The sequence below is a fragment of the Streptomyces sp. NPDC021622 genome (assembly GCF_040640795.1).
GTDB lineage: Bacteria > Actinomycetota > Actinomycetes > Streptomycetales > Streptomycetaceae > Streptomyces.
Map to the genome: position 1 here is coordinate 34,765 of NZ_JBFACK010000018.1, position 14,910 is coordinate 49,674.

12 protein-coding genes are annotated in these 14,910 nt (G+C 69.4%); 3 read left to right on the plus strand and 9 right to left on the minus strand.

Features of this window, described 5'->3' with window-relative positions:
* Positions 1 to 62 precede the first annotated feature (62 nt).
* Entirely contained in the window at positions 63 to 1,001 is a 939-nt protein-coding gene (locus AB0G47_RS30940) for a LysR substrate-binding domain-containing protein (RefSeq protein ID WP_360776763.1), read from the minus strand.
* A 130-nt stretch (positions 1,002 to 1,131) separates the two neighbouring features.
* On the opposite strand from AB0G47_RS30940, the gene AB0G47_RS30945 reads away from it, so the two are divergent.
* Positions 1,132 to 1,686 carry a peroxiredoxin gene (locus AB0G47_RS30945; protein ID WP_360776765.1) on the plus strand — a complete coding sequence of 185 codons (555 nt, stop codon included), beginning with the start codon at positions 1,132 to 1,134 and terminating at the stop codon, positions 1,684 to 1,686.
* 15 nt (positions 1,687 to 1,701) lie between these two features.
* Complete coding sequence (locus AB0G47_RS30950; protein ID WP_266870419.1) at positions 1,702 to 2,235, plus strand: alkyl hydroperoxide reductase; 534 nt, start codon at positions 1,702 to 1,704, stop codon at positions 2,233 to 2,235.
* Between the two features lie 62 nt (positions 2,236 to 2,297).
* On the opposite strand, the gene AB0G47_RS30955 is transcribed toward AB0G47_RS30950, so the two are convergent.
* The 6 genes from AB0G47_RS30955 to AB0G47_RS30980 form a co-directional block, all read right to left on the minus strand.
* The gene (locus tag AB0G47_RS30955; protein WP_360776767.1) at positions 2,298 to 3,581 is read right to left on the minus strand and encodes a hypothetical protein; all 1,284 of its coding nucleotides are present in this window, start codon (positions 3,579 to 3,581) and stop codon (positions 2,298 to 2,300) included.
* A gap of 14 nt (positions 3,582 to 3,595) precedes the next feature.
* Positions 3,596 to 7,006 carry a PQQ-binding-like beta-propeller repeat protein gene (locus AB0G47_RS30960; RefSeq protein ID WP_360776769.1) on the minus strand — a complete coding sequence of 1,137 codons (3,411 nt, stop codon included), beginning with the start codon at positions 7,004 to 7,006 and terminating at the stop codon, positions 3,596 to 3,598.
* Between the two features lie 53 nt (positions 7,007 to 7,059).
* Positions 7,060 to 8,466 (minus strand): AI-2E family transporter, encoded by a 1,407-nt coding sequence (locus tag AB0G47_RS30965; protein ID WP_360776771.1) that lies wholly within the window; start codon positions 8,464 to 8,466, stop codon positions 7,060 to 7,062.
* A gap of 130 nt (positions 8,467 to 8,596) precedes the next feature.
* Positions 8,597 to 9,337 carry a transglycosylase SLT domain-containing protein gene (locus AB0G47_RS30970; protein WP_360776773.1) on the minus strand — a complete coding sequence of 247 codons (741 nt, stop codon included), beginning with the start codon at positions 9,335 to 9,337 and terminating at the stop codon, positions 8,597 to 8,599.
* 391 nt (positions 9,338 to 9,728) lie between these two features.
* Positions 9,729 to 11,051: a PhoH family protein gene (locus tag AB0G47_RS30975; protein ID WP_360776776.1), complete on the minus strand. Its 1,323-nt coding sequence runs from the start codon at positions 11,049 to 11,051 to the stop codon at positions 9,729 to 9,731.
* A 332-nt stretch (positions 11,052 to 11,383) separates the two neighbouring features.
* Complete coding sequence (locus AB0G47_RS30980; protein WP_360776778.1) at positions 11,384 to 12,157, minus strand: isoprenyl transferase; 774 nt, start codon at positions 12,155 to 12,157, stop codon at positions 11,384 to 11,386.
* 110 nt (positions 12,158 to 12,267) lie between these two features.
* On the opposite strand from AB0G47_RS30980, the gene mgrA reads away from it, so the two are divergent.
* Entirely contained in the window at positions 12,268 to 13,305 is a 1,038-nt protein-coding gene (gene mgrA / locus AB0G47_RS30985; protein WP_360776780.1) for an L-glyceraldehyde 3-phosphate reductase, read from the plus strand.
* Between the two features lie 120 nt (positions 13,306 to 13,425).
* Here mgrA and AB0G47_RS30990 read toward each other — a convergent pair whose 3' ends face one another.
* Positions 13,426 to 13,908: a hypothetical protein gene (locus AB0G47_RS30990; protein ID WP_360776782.1), complete on the minus strand. Its 483-nt coding sequence runs from the start codon at positions 13,906 to 13,908 to the stop codon at positions 13,426 to 13,428.
* A 562-nt stretch (positions 13,909 to 14,470) separates the two neighbouring features.
* Entirely contained in the window at positions 14,471 to 14,872 is a 402-nt protein-coding gene (locus AB0G47_RS30995) for a helix-turn-helix domain-containing protein (protein ID WP_360776784.1), read from the minus strand.
* Positions 14,873 to 14,910: the final 38 nt, after the last annotated feature.

The window sequence follows — 14,910 nt, forward strand, 5'->3', positions numbered from 1 at the left end:
GCGGGGAACTGCGCGACCAGCCACATCCGGCCCGCGGAATACGACGAAGCGCCGGTGCGGGATCACACGACTCGCACCGGCAGCGGCCGCACCGCCTCCTTCAGGGCACGGGCAAGCTGCTCATACTCCGCAGCGCGGGCCGCGCCTGAACGCATCGCGAGGGCGATCCGCCTCGTCGGCGCCGGGTCCGCGAAGAACCCGGTCAGCAGCTGATTGCTGCGGCTGGTCTCGACGCGCACGGCGGTGCGCGGAAGCAGCGTCACGCCGAGCCCACCGGCCACCAGCTGCACGAGGGTGGAGAGCCCGGCGGCGGTCGTGGTGACCGGCGCGTCCGCACGGCCCGCCTCCCGGCAGATGTCGAGCGCCTGGTCGCGCAGACAGTGCCCCTCGTCGAGCAGCAGCAGGTTGAGTTCACGCAGGGCGTCGCGCGGGATCCCCTCCCGCCCGCCGAGCCAGTGGTCAAGCGGCGTGACGAGCACGAAGTCCTCGTCGAACAAGGGCAGTTCGGTCACACCAGGAACCCCCAGCGGCACGGCGAGCAGCAGCAGATCGAGCCGCCCGGCACCGAGCCCCTCGATGAGCGAAGAGGTCTGCTCCTCGTGCACCTGGAGATCCAGATCCGGATACTTCTCGTGTACGAGCCCGATGACGGTCGGCAGCAGATACGGCGCCACGGTCGGGATCACCCCGAGCCTGAGCACCCCGGTGAACGGCGCGCGCACCGCGTCGGCCTCCTCCATCAGCGCCCCGACCTCGTCGAGCACGGCCCTGGCCCGCACCGCGAGCCGCTCGCCGGCCGGGGAGAGCAGCACCTTGCGGGTTGTGCGCTCCAGGAGCTGGACACCCAGTGCCTCCTCCAGGGCCGAGACGGCACCGGACAGCGCGGGCTGACTCATCCCGATTGCCACCGCCGCGTCCCTGAAGTGCAGATGCTCGGCCACGGCCGCGAAGGCGCGGAGCTGCGCCAGGCTGGGCTGCTTGCCCCTATTTATGGCTCGCACTGATAGCCACCTCCGATCAACAAGACAGAGTGTAGCTATTTCCCTAATCAATGCACTCTGTGCCACGATCGAAAGCAGTCCAACCCCCTGGAGCCCCTTACCGGGGTTCCTTTGTTTGCAAGGAGAGCGCGTGCTCACTGTCGGTGACAAGTTCCCCGAGTTCGACCTGACTGCCTGTGTCTCGCTGGAGAAGGGCTCGGAGTTCGAGCAGATCAACCACAAGACCTACGAGGGCAAGTGGAAGATCGTCTTCGCGTGGCCCAAGGACTTCACCTTCGTGTGCCCGACCGAGATCGCCGCTTTCGGCAAGCTGAACGACGAGTTCGCCGACCGTGACGCCCAGGTCCTCGGCTTCTCCGGCGACTCCGAGTTCGTGCACCACGCCTGGCGCAAGGACCACCCGGACCTGACCGACCTGCCCTTCCCGATGCTGGCCGACTCGAAGCACGAGCTCATGCGTGACCTCGGCATCGAGGGCGAGGACGGCTTCGCGCAGCGCGCCGTCTTCATCGTGGACCAGAACAACGAGATCCAGTTCACGATGGTGACCGCCGGTTCCGTCGGCCGTAACCCCAAGGAGGTCCTCCGGGTCCTCGACGCCCTCCAGACGGACGAGCTCTGCCCGTGCAACTGGAGCAAGGGCGAGGACACCCTGGACCCGGTCGCGCTCCTCTCGGGCGAGTGAACGGAGCCTACTGACATGGCACTCGACGAACTGAAGTCCGCCGTACCGGACTACGCCAAGGACCTGAAGCTGAACCTCGGCTCGGTCATCGGCAACTCGGACCTGCCCAAGCAGCAGCTCTGGGGCACGGTGCTCGCCTGCGCGATCGCATCGCGCTCCCCGAAGGTCCTGCGCGAGCTGGAGCCCGAGGCGAAGGCGAACCTGTCGGCCGAGGCGTACACGGCCGCCAAGTCGGCCGCCGCCATCATGGCGATGAACAACGTCTTCTACCGCACGCGCCACCTGCTTTCGGACCCCGAGTACGGGACGATCCGGGCCGGCCTGCGGATGAACGTCATCGGCAACCCGGGCGTGGAGAAGGTCGACTTCGAGCTGTGGTCGCTCGCGGTCTCCGCGATCAACGGCTGTGGCCAGTGCCTCGACTCCCACGAGCAGGTTCTGCGGAAGGCGGGCGTGGATCGCGAGACGATCCAGGAAGCCTTCAAGATCGCCTCGGTGATCCAGGCCGTGGGCGTCACGCTGGACTCGGAAGCGGTGCTCTCCGAGTAAGCGGGTCGTCGAAAGGGCCCCGCCGACCTCCGGGTCGGCGGGGCCCTTTCGCATGCATCCCGCTACGGCGCGAGCACCCGCCCCGCCGCGAGCACCGACGCCACGGTGCCGCCCGCCACCACGGACGAGGCGGCGACTACGGGCACACGCAGCGCCCATACGCGCAGCCTCGCCGAGCCGGACGCCCTGGTGAGCAGGGCGTCCCGCCCCTTCAGTACGGCGAGGCCGACCCCGGCGAGCGTCAGCGCCATGCCGGCTCCGAAGGCTCCCACCATCGCGAGTGCCGTGCCGGTCCGCCCGGTGAGCAGACCGGTGAGCAGCACGAGGAACGCCGACGGCGAGGGGAGGAGGCCGCCGGAGGTGCCGAGGAGCAGGAGGCCGCGCCAGGTGAGGAGGGAGGGGGCGGTGGGGATGTGGTGGGTGTGGCTGTGGTCGTGGTGGCCGTGGTCATGGTCGTCGTCGTGGTGTCTGCGGCGCCACTGTGGCTGGGCGCGCAGTTCCCCGCGCCCCTTCGGGGCCCGGCTCCCACTCAACCTCACCAGCAGCGCCACCCCCACCCCCACCACGACCAGCGCCGCCGCGAGGTTCAGCCAGCCCGTCAGTGACGCGATGTCCGGTGTGCTCTCCGCCGCCAGCCACCAGCCCACCGCCAGGGCCGTGACCGACAGGGTGTGCATGAGCGCGACGATCGCGCCGAGCCATACCGCGTCCCTGGCCCGGCCACGCCCTCCCACCAGGTAACCGGCGGCAAGCGACTTGCCGTGACCTGGTGCGCACGCGTGGAGGGCACCCACCGCCATGGACACCAGGAGGGCAAGCGGAAGGAACACCCCGTGGTCGAGGACCGCCGTCAGGTCCGTGGTCCAGGCACTGCCGGACGAGGCGGGGCCTGCGGGCGCCCCGGACGAGGTGAGCGTCAGCGTGCGGGCCGGGGCCCGCGCCGTGTGCAGCCCTCCGCCGCCCCGCGGCGTCACGGAGACCGTGCGGTAGGCGCGGTCGACGTCCGTCAGGGCGGTGACGGTGAGGGTGATCCGGTCCACGGGCCGCGGGCAGGCGAAGCGCAGGCGGGTGCCGGACGCCTGCTCGACGGGGCAGTTGGCGCCGTCCTGCCGTACGCGGATGTGTGAGCCGAGGTAACCGGCCTCGTCGCCGCCGGACTTGTCGGCCAGTACGGCCATGTCGTCCGGCTGCGCCGACCAGTTGACGTCGACCGCCGATTCCCGCGCCTCGACCTTGACGACGGGTGGCGTACCGAAGGGGTGCGCCTGCGCCGTCCCCGCGCTGCCGAACAGCAGCGCGGGGACGGCGGCCAGGACGAGCAGCACCCCGGTCAGGAGTGTTCGCACAGTGCCGCTTCCCCTCAGCCGCGGCGCGCGGCCAGCGCGTGGATCGTGCCGTCGTCGGTGAGGGCGAAGATCCGCCCGCCGCTGACGGACAGCGCCGATGTGACGCCCGCGCCCAGGTCGTAGGCGTGCACCTGCCGACCCGTCGAGCGGTCGATGACGAGCAGCCGGCCGTCCCAAGTTCCCACGTACACATGGGACTTGGTGACCAAGGGGTGCATGGTCGGCGATCCTTCGCCCGCCGTGCAGCCCATGGCGACCCGCCACTCGTCGTCCAGCGGACTCTCCCCCGGCAGATAGCCGGCCTTGGTCTGCCAGAGCGGCTTCGACGGGTCGGCCGCGCTCGTGTCATAGGCGCGTACGACACCGTCGCGCCCCGCCACGTACGCGGTGTCACCCCATACGGCCGGGCTCGTCAGCGGCGCGGGGCCCGGCTCGCAGACGCCCGAACCGCCCGCCGTCGACTCCCACGTCTGTGCGCCCGACTTCGGATCGAATCCGCGGACCCCCGAGGACGTGAACGTCACCAGTCGCGGATCGCCCGAGGCAGCCGGGTCGGTGAGGACGGGCGACGAGTGACTGTCGATGCCGCCCTTGGTGTCCTTCGCCCACAGCTGCTTGCAGCTCGCCAGGTCCATCGCGATGACGGAGTTGCTCGAACCGGAGTGCAGATAGGCGGTGTTGGAGCCGGGCTCGCGCACCGCGGTGCTGTGGAACTGCCCCCACGAGCCCGCCGCCGCGAATCCGCCGGGCAGCTTCTCGCCGGTCTTCGCGTCCCGGCAGCGCACCGTGTCCCAGTCCTGGTAGACGGCGACGGAACGGCCGTCGGCCGATTCGCCGGTGAGCCCGAAGACGCTGACCGGACCGCCGGCCCGACCGTAGCGCCGCACGGTGTCCCCGTGCTGCTCCTCGCGGTCGACCGCCTCCCAGGCGATGTGCCCGTCGTCCGGGTCGATGGCGTAGATGCGGCCGACGCCGGTCGTCAGGTAGACCCGGCCGCCGTGCAACGTGGGCGCCGACTCCGCGTCGCCGTCCACATACGTACGCCAGATCTCGCGCCCGGACTTCACGTCGTACGCGAGCAGCATGCTGTACGGCGAGTCGAAGGCCCGCGAGGAGACGATGACCTTGCCGTCCGTGACGACCGAGCCGTTGAGGTTGAACTGCTCCCCGGTGTGGCGCGCCCACTTCAGGTCGAGCACCGGGCCCGGATCGTCCGCGCTCGCGGAGCGTCCGGCCTCGTCGCCGCCCTGCCGCACCCAGTCCTGTCCCGCGGGCACCGCTTCGGTCTTGCGCACCACCGTGAACGGGTTCTTCAGCGCGGGCCAAGCCTTGCCCCTGGTGTCGTACGCGACGGTCTCCGCCGTGTACGCGCCGGGCCTGAGGCCGCGCAGCAGGTCGCTCGCCCGCGTCCAGGAGCCGCGGGCGCCGGGACAGGGCTCGGGCTTGCCGCCCGGCGGCGTGTAGCAGTTCTCGATGCCGGGCTTCGACGCGCCGTCCCCCTGACCGAGTTCGCCGAACCGCAGCGACTCGCGCCGCACGACATCGCCGCGCTTGTCCCGCACGGTCACCTTGGCCCGCTGCGGAGTGCGCCCGTCGTCCTCGGCGTACACCTCGACGGGCACGCCGTCCTTCGCCGCGTGCACACTGCCCTTCGCGGGGCTGACCAGCGTGGCGTCGTCGTCGACCTCGAACTGCCGGTGGATTCCGGTGACATGACCGGTGTCTTCGTTCCGGTCCGTGCGCGGGTCGTCGGTGATGGCGCTGAAGTCGAGGACCTTGTAGTCCGGGCGTGCGCCGTCGATCCCGTACGTTCCCTGGTTGTTGATCTCGACGGAGCGCTTGAAGGCGCCACGCCGGAACTCGGCCTGCTGGTTGTGGCCCGCCGCGACCATCCGCACGTCGTACTTGGCGAGTTCGTCGATGGTCGGCTGCATGCCCGCGCCAGGACCCCACTGGGTGAACAGCGAGCGGTGCGCGAAGACGAACACCTGCTTGCCGACCGCGTGCCGGGCCAGATCCCGGCGCAGCCACTCCAGCTGCGGCTTGAGGCCGCTCGCGTCGTAGTTGTCCTCGAGTACGACGATGTGGCGGCCGTCGCGGTCGAAGCTGTACCACTCGGGGCCGAGATTGCGACGGTAGTACTCCAGGCTGCCCGCATAGCCCTTGGAGGCCGCCGTGCCGCCGAAGTCGTGGTTGCCCATCACCGGGTAGAAGGGGTGGCCGAGCCTGCCCTCCTTGAGCCCCTTGCTGAACAGGTCGTAGGCGCCCTGGCGGCGCGGCTCCTCGGCGTAGTCGGTGACGGTGAGGTCGCCGGTGGCGATCTGCATCGTCGCCCCGTCGACCTCGGACATCGCCCGCACCTGCCCTGTCCACTGCGGAAGGGCCTTCTTCGCCTCCTCGTCCGTGCGGTTGCCGACCTCGGTGTCGGAGTTCATCACCCACTTCTCGGTGGGGTTCGCCGCGTTCTTGTCGGGGACGAGCGCGAAGTCGGCGTCCGTCGAGCCGCTCTCGGCGACCTCGCGGAAGTACGTCGGTATGTAGTCGTCGCGCAGCGCGGGCGTGTAGCCGTCCGGCGAGACGATGCTGACGAGGTCCGTCTCACGCCGGGTCGGATCGATGTCCAGGCGGTACGAACCGTCGGGCCCGGACGCCGTCCACACCGCCCCGTCGGTGACATCGACGCCCTTCATGGGCCGCTCGCCCTTGTCCCGCTTGCCGTTGGCGTTGGTATCCCGGAAGACGGTGCCCGTCACGGTGACGGTGTCCGCCGCGTCCGCACCATCGGCGTACGCGGCCTGGGGTGCGAGGCAGGACAGCACGACCGTCCCCGCGACGGCGAACCGCAGCCGCCGGGGCCGCATCAGCCTGACGAGGAGCGGGAGCTGCCAGGCGGCGAGCGCGAGGAAGACTCCGGCCGCCGTCACCAGGAGCACGGTGGCCCAGGGGAACGAGGGCGGCGCGTGCACACCACGGGCGTCGACGATCGGCGTGGCCGCGTCGGCGTCCGCCGCCGTGCCGTCGAACTCGACGACGACCTGGCTCAGTCCGCCCTTGTCGAGCAGGGCGCTCAGGTCGACGGCGTCGAGCCGGCAGCTCCACGCCAGTTCCACGACGACGCCGCCCGGCACTCCGCCGCTGTCACCGGCCACGCCGGAGCCGTTGACCGGGCAGTCGGCCGAGAGGAGCCGGGACACCCAGGCGCCGGCCTCCCCCGCGGACACCACGTCGTGGTGCACGATCAGCCGCCCGCTCGTGACGCCGTCACCCGGGGCGACGACGAGTTCGGCGTGCTCGCGCGAGACGTGCGCTGCGGCGGGCTGAGCCCCGATGCCGAGCATCAGGACGAGCAGCCCGAGCACGAGCCCGCCCGCGGTGCGTATCCGTCTGTATCTCTGCCTGTGGCTCTGTCTATCGCTCTGTCTCATGCGCGCGGACTCTAGCCACCACAGGTGGACGCCAGGCCAAGACCCAGAGATCTTTACTCGGCGGCTGTTCCGCGGTCCACGGGGGCGACGTCCAGAGCGCTGGCGCCCCGCGGTTGAGGCGCCTGCTTCAGGGCGGCCTCACGTGAGTACGCGCGGAGGTAGCCGACGACGGTGTTCGTCACGGCGACCAGCGGCACGGCCACCACCGCACCCCCGATCCCGGCGACAAGACCACCCGCCGCCACGGACAGCACAACGGCCAGCGGATGCACCCGCACGGCACGCCCGAGAATGAACGGCTGCAGGATGTGCCCCTCGATCTGCTGCACGGCGAGCACCACGGCCAGGGTCATCACCGCGGTGAACACGCCCTGCGTGACCAGCGCGACGACCACCGCGAGTGCGCCCGAGATCACGGCACCCACCAGCGGAATGAACGCGAAGAGGAAGATGAAGACGGCGAGCGGCACCGCCATCGGCACCCCGAGGAAGTAGATCCCGAGCCCGATGAAGATCGCGTCGATGAGGGCGACTATCACCGTGCCCCGCACATAGGCGGTCAAAGTGCGCCATGCGCGCGGCCCCGCTCCGGCGATCCCCGGCCGGGCGGGCGCAGGCACCAGCTTCAGGACCCACTGCCAGATCCGCTTCCCGTCGTACAGCAGGAAGAGCGTCGAGAACATCGTGAGCAGGATGCCGGTCATGGCCTCCACGATCACGGTGACGCCTTCGAGCCCCGCCGACGTCAGCTCCTCCGTGTTCGCCCCGACCGCCTCGCGCAGCGTCTTGGCGATGTCGTTGATCTGGTCCTCGGTGACGTGGAAGGGGCTGTTGAGCAGCCAGTTGCGCAGATCGTCGATGCCGTCCTGGACCTGGTTGGAGAGCGTGTCCGCGTTCTCCATGACCTGCCAGACCACGAACCAGCCGACGAGCCCCATGACCACGAAGCCGAGTACGGCGGTGAGCACGGTCGCCAGGCTCCTGGGCAGACCGAGCCGCCTGAGCCGGGCCACGGTCGGCTGCAGCATCGCGGTGATGAGCAGCGCCGCGATGAAGGCGAAGACGACCAGCTGCACGGCGCTGATGACCTGCATCAACACCCAGAGCGTGCCCGCGAGTACGAGCAGCCGCCAGCCGGCCTCGGCCGCGACCCGCATCCCCCACGGCACCGCGTCGACGGGGTCGGGCCTGGCCGCTATGGCCGGCGCGTAGGCGGGCGGCGCGGGCACCACCGGTTCCGGTGCGGCCCCCGCTGCCTCGACCGCGGCCGCGTCCCCCTCGGCGGCGGCGGCCTCATCGGCGGCCGACCGCCGTGAGCGCTTGGCCGTGTCCGGAGATTCGGCGTCCGGAGCGTCCGGGTCCGGAGCATCGGCGTCCGGTCCCGGACGCCCCTCCATCCGCTCGCCCATCCGAGACAGTCCGGCGCCGAGCCGGCCGAGCCACCCTGGCACTCGCGACATGATCCGTCCTCTTCCCCCGTCTTGCTTCCCCACCACTCCCCCCCTGGAAGTTGTCGGACTGACCGTACACGGCTGAGACCCCCCACCGAAGGACGGTGAGGGGTCTCCAAAAGGTTGAGCGACAGGCGGCTCAGTACCAGTTGTTCGCCTGCCAGAAATCCCAGGCTCCGCACGGGCTGCCGTAGCGGTCGTTCATGTAGTTCAGACCCCACTTGATCTGCGTGGCGGGGTTCGTCTGCCAGTCGGCTCCGGCCGAGGCCATCTTGGAACCTGGCAGCGCCTGGACGAGGCCGTACGCACCCGAAGAGGGGTTGCTGGCCTGGTAGTTCCAGGTGGACTCGTGGTCGACTATGTTGCTGAAGCACTGGAACTGGTCCCCGGGGACCATCTGCCGTGCCATCGCCTGGACGTCCGCGACGGAGTACGAAGTCTGCTTCGCGAAGTCGCCGGCGTCACGCGTGGAGGAACGGCTGGCCTTGGTCTCGGCCGCCTCCTCGCGCTCCTTCTTCTCGGCGGCCTTCTCGGCTGCCTCCGCCTCTTCCGCGGCCTTCTGCTTCGCGATCGCCGACTCGGCGGCCTGCTTGCGCGCTGCTTCCGCCGCGGACTTCTTCGCGGCCGTGTCCGCAGCGGTGGCCTGTGCGTCGGCCTGCTGCGTCAGGGACGCGGTCTGTACCTGGGCCTGCTGGCCCGCGGGTATGTCTGCGAGGAGAGTCGCGTCGCTTGCCGTCGCCTCGAAGTCGTTGTCGTTCGAGGCGCCCTGGGTGCTCCCCGAGGCGACACCGACGACAGCGCCGACAGTGGTGACCGCGGTGGCTGACGCCACGGCGAATCCCCGGACCGAAATCCGGCTCACACGGTTTCCTTCCAGCATCGCCCGCATAGGTGACCTCGCGGACGCAATCGTGCCCCTGGCGCTGGCCTCCGCTTGGTACTCGGTCACGGGAGGCACGGGCCCGGTGGACAACTCCCGTTACGGGAGCGCCGCGTGGTGCTTCGGGCGGCATGCGACGGCCACTATGAAGTTCTGCTGTTCCTGAGTTGCGGTACCGCTGGGGGTACAGGTGTGTCGCATGCGGGGCCTGACAGGACCCAGACTCTGCCGCAGCCGGACGCCGCAAGGCAATTCTCCGTTGCGTGTGAAAGCTCACACCTCGTTTGCCCCAGGAGTTTTCAGGAAAGTGGCACACGCCAAGACGCCGCCCGGCTAGGCTCCTTCGCTTCGCCGGGCGGCGCCAACTACCGCGTAACCACCGTGAAATGGTTCAGATCTGACCGTCCTCCAGCATTTCGGTCACGAGCGCCGCGATCTGCGAACGCTCGGAGCGGGTGAGTGTCACGTGGGCGAAGAGCGGATGGCCCTTCAGCTTCTCGACGACGGCGACGACCCCGTCGTACCGACCGACGCGCAGGTTGTCGCGCTGGGCGACATCGTGGGTCAGTACGACACGGGAATTCGCGCCGATACGCGACAGAACGGTCAGAAGAACGTTCCGCTCCAGGGATTGGGCCTCGTCGACGATCACGAACGCGTCGTGCAGCGAGCGTCCCCGGATGTGCGTGAGCGGAAGCACTTCGAGCATGCCGCGCGCGGTCACCTCCTCGATGACCGCCTTGCCGGCCACCGAACCGAGGGTGTCGAAGACGGCCTGCGCCCAGGGCCCCATCTTCTCGGCCTCGGTGCCGGGCAGATAGCCGAGCTCCTGCCCGCCCACCGCGTACAGCGGCCGGAAGACCATCACCTTCTGGTGCTGCCTGCGCTCCAGGACGGCCTCAAGTCCCGCGCACAGCGCGAGCGCCGACTTGCCGGTGCCCGCGCGGCCGCCCATCGAGACGATCCCGACCTCCGGATCGAGGAGCAGATCGAGCGCTACCCGCTGTTCCGCGCTCCTCCCCTTGATGCCGAAGGCCTCACGATCGCCGCGTACGAGACGGACATTGCCGTCGGCCGTGACCCGGCCGAGCGCCTTGCCCTTCTCGGACTGGATGGTGAGGCCCGTGTGGACGGGCAGGTCGGCCGCCTCGGGGACGTACAGATGGTCTTCCTCGAAGAGGAGGTCCACCTGCTCACCGGAGAGGGTCAGTTCGGACATTCCGGTCCAGCCGGAGTCCGTGATGGCGAGCTCGGCGCGGTACTCCTCGGCGAGGAGACCGACCGATGACGCCTTGATCCTCAGCGGCAGGTCCTTGGAGACGACCGTGACGTCGTACCCCTCTGCCTGGAGATTGCGCGCTACGGCGAGAATCCGTGAGTCGTTGTCCCCCAACCGGTAGCCGGCCGGAAGCACGCCGGGATCGGAGTGGTTGAGCTCGACGCGCAGCGAGCCGCCCAGGTCGCCGATCGGGATCGGCGCGTCCAGGCGTCCATGCCGGATGCGGAAGTCGTCGAGCAGGCGCAGCGCCTGCCGGGCGAAGTATCCGAGCTCCGGATGGTGCCGCTTGGCCTCGAGCTCCGTCACCACGACGACGGGCAGCACTACTTCGTGCTCGTCGAAGCGGGTCAGGGCGCTCGGGTCTGCGAGCAGAACGCTGGTGTCGAGAACATAGGTGCGCCTGTCGGGCATGCGGCGCTTTGTGCTGGTCACCACGGAAGGACGTACCCCCTCGGATGAGGTCGGGGAGCGACGGGAAGGATGCCGGGAGAAATCCGGACCGGCTCTCGACCGCAGTGCGCGGGCCGAGATCCGGCCCTCCACTTCGCCCGTGCTCACCGCACGGTCGTCCTGGTGCAAAGGGCCTCCCGGGCGGACGGCCCCATGCCGCCCGCTGAGATACGACATCCGTGATTCGGATGTCGACCTGGAAGGCTTATTCCCTCGAACAAGCGCAGCCATGCCATGGCATATGACGGCGCGTCCGTGAACTCTGGGTTACTCACGCCTCACCGACATGAGCACCCGCGCGAGGGTCTTGCGCGGGGTCAGCCGCCGAAACGCCGGTTGCGGGCCGCGTAGTCACGCAGCGCACGCAGGAAGTCGACCTTGCGGAAGGCGGGCCAGAAGACGTCGCAGAAGTAGTACTCGGAGTGAGCGGTCTGCCAGAGCATGAACCCGGAGAGACGCTGTTCACCACTCGTACGGATCACCAGGTCCGGGTCCGGCTGGGCGCGCGTGTAGAGGTGCTTGCCGATGAGGTCGACGTCGACCTTGTCGGCCACCTCGTCGAGCGACTGCCCCTTGTCGGCGGCGTCGAGCAGCATCGAGCGGACGGCATCGGCGATCTCCTGGCGGCCGCCGTAGCCGATCGCGACGTTGACCACTATCCCGTCGACGTGGGCCGTGGCCTCCTCCGCCTCCTTGAGGACGTTGTGCATGCCCGACGGCAGGATGTCGGTGGCGCCGACGTGGTGGACGCGCCAGCGGCCGTCGCTGCCGAGGGAGCGGACCGTGTCCTCGATGATGCCGAGGAGCGGCCCCAGTTCGTCCTGGGGGCGGTCGAAGTTGTCCGTCGAGAGCAGCCACAGCGTGACGACCTTGACGTCCGTCTCGCTGCACCAGCCGAGGAACTCCTCGATCTTGTCCGCGCCTGCCTGGTGGCCCTGGGCGGTGGTGGATCCGGCGGCCTTGGCCCAGCGCCGGTTGCCATCCATGATGACCCCGATGTGATTGGGCACCTGGGCATGGTCCAGGTGGCCTTCCACCCGGCGTGCGTACAGCCTTACCAGCAGGCCGCGCAGCCTGTCCCGCAGGTTCACGGTTGTTTCAGCCCCTCCATGCAGATGGCAGTCCCCGAAGGCGAAAGCCTACCGCCGCAGGGGCGGGCCTCCACCCTCGGGTGGGCCCGCACTGAAGTAGCTTCGTACCCATGAACGACACGTCTCTGTATCGCGCGGCAGCGGACCGTTACGACTCGATGGAGTACCGGCGAACGGGCCACAGCGGCCTGAAGCTCCCGGCGATCTCCCTCGGCCTCTGGCACAACTTCGGCGACGACAAGTCCCTGGAGAGCCAGCGCGCCATCCTGCGCCGCGCCTTCGACCTGGGCGTCACGCACTTCGACCTGGCGAACAACTACGGCCCGCCTGCCGGTTCGGCGGAGCTCAACTTCGGCAAGATCTTCGCGCAGGATTTCGCCGCATACCGCGACGAACTGGTCATCTCGACCAAGGCGGGCTACCTCATGCACCCCGGCCCGTACGGCGAGTGGGGTTCGCGGAAGTACCTGATGTCGTCCCTCGACGCGTCGCTCAAGCGGATGGGCCTGGACTACGTCGACATCTTCTACTCGCACCGCTTCGACCCGGACACCCCCCTCGAAGAGACGATGGGCGCGCTCGCGTCCGCCGTCCAGCAGGGCAAGGCGCTGTACGTGGGCGTCTCCTCGTACAACAGCGAGCAGACGGCCGAAGCGGCGCGGCTGCTGCGGGAGATGGGTGTACCCGCGCTCATCCACCAGCCCTCGTACTCGATGATCAACCGCTGGACCGAGGACGACGCACTGCTCGACACCCTTGAGGACGCGGGCATGGGCTGCATCTCCTTCGTGCCGCTCGCCCAGGGCCTGCTCACCAACAAGTACCTGAAGGGCATTCCGGAGGGTTCACGGGCGACTCAGGGCAAATCGCTCGACCCGGAGCTGCTGAGCGACGAGGTCGTCCGCCGCCTCAATGGCCTGAACGACATCGCCGCCCGCCGCGACCAGTCGCTCGCGCAACTGGCGCTGAACTGGGTTCTGCGCGATGAGCGGATGACGTCGGCGCTGATCGGCGCCTCCAGCGTGAAGCAGCTGGAGGAGAATGTGGCGGCGTTGGCGGGGCCGAAGCTGACGGATGAGGAGTTGGCCTCCATCGATACGTTCGCGGTTTCCACGCCCGGCACCAATATCTGGGCCGGGCGGGGCTGATCGCTCCGCGGGGAACTGCTGTACACGGCTGCGGGTGCGTTGTAGCTGGTCGCGCCCACGCGGCGGAGCCGCACATGTCACAGCCCCGCGCCCCTTCGGGGGCGCCCCCTGCGGGCTTTCTTACGCGCGGGGGCGCTTGAACCAGGCGCCCGCGGCGCCCTGGGAGAGCAGTACTACGACGGCGATGGCGCCGAGCAGGGGCAGCAGGCCTGCCGGGTTGCCGTTGGCCGCGCCGCCGAGGGCCATGGCGATCTGCACGCTCATCAGGACGATGCACGTGACGCGGATGCCGTTGCCCACGGTGCCGTAGCGGAAGGCCATGCCCGCGGAGACCAGCAGGCAGACGTTGACTCCGAGGGCCGCGCCCGCCGTCTCCGGGTTGACCGTGAAGATCAGGCCGATCGAGCCGAGGACGAGGAGTCCGCCGAGGACCCAGAGGACTATCTGCGCGGCGCGGACAACGCCGGGCATCTTCTGCGGGGCGACCGGGCCGTAGCCATACCCGTAGGCGTATCCGGGGTCCTGGGCGGGGCCGGTGTAGGTGGGGAGACCGGCCTGCGGGTTGTGCTGGGGGTCGGACGGCGGGGGGAATTGGTTCGACATGTCCCTGACCATATCCGGAGGTCTTGGCTCCGAGTTCTGGCGGCCCTTCCGGCCGTCCGTCGTCCGGGCACAAAAAATCGGGCCGGTCCGTGGGGGGGAGACGGACCGGCCCGAGGGGGGGTTTCCACCATAACCCTTCGTAAGGGATGGCGCGCGCATCGGCGCGAGACAACTACTCTCCGAGACCGTCCGGCGACTGCGCGACGACCGCGCGGCCCTGTTCCACCACCGGATTTCGGCCCCCTGGGCGGAATTTCGGCCGCGCGGGGCCTTAGCCCATTGGGGGGACGCGAGGTGGGGCGCCGGCTTGACGCGGCCGGCGCGGGGGCCGCGGCGTCGGTGGCGGGTGAGGGCGCGCGGGGCCGCGCAGCCCCCTCCACCGCGCGGCACCGCACACGTGGCTTTGCTCACGCGAATTCGCCTTGGTCTGAACTTACGTGATGCGGGGGGCTGGATCGAGCCAGCCCGGATAACGATGCGGAATCAACGCACCCTGTTCTGGCATCACTTGCTTAACAATCGGGGCGCAGGGCAACCTCTGGGGCGTTTTTGACGTCAGGCCTCAGGCGACCTTCTCGTCGCACTTGCCCTGCCGGTTGGCCACCAGGACCTTCATGTGCTCGTCGCCCCAGATGCCCAGCGGGATCAGCGCGGCGTTCAGCGACTGGCCGAGGTCGGTCAGCGAGTACTCGACCTTGGGCGGCACCTCGCGGTACACCTCGCGGTGCACGATGCCGTCGGTCTCCAGCTCGCGCAGCTGCTGGATGAGGACCTTCTCGCTGATGCCGGTGAGGTTCCTGCGCAGCTCGCCGAAGCGCTGGACCTTGCCCGCGTGCAGCGCCCAGAGGATCATCGGCTTCCACTTGCCGCCGACGACGTCCACGGCGGCGTCGAGCCCGCAGGCGTACACGGACTTGCTCTCCTTATTGCTCTCCTTATTGCCCTCCGCACCGGTCTTCGGCATGGTCCACTCCTCATATCCGTACGTACGGCCGCCTGCCC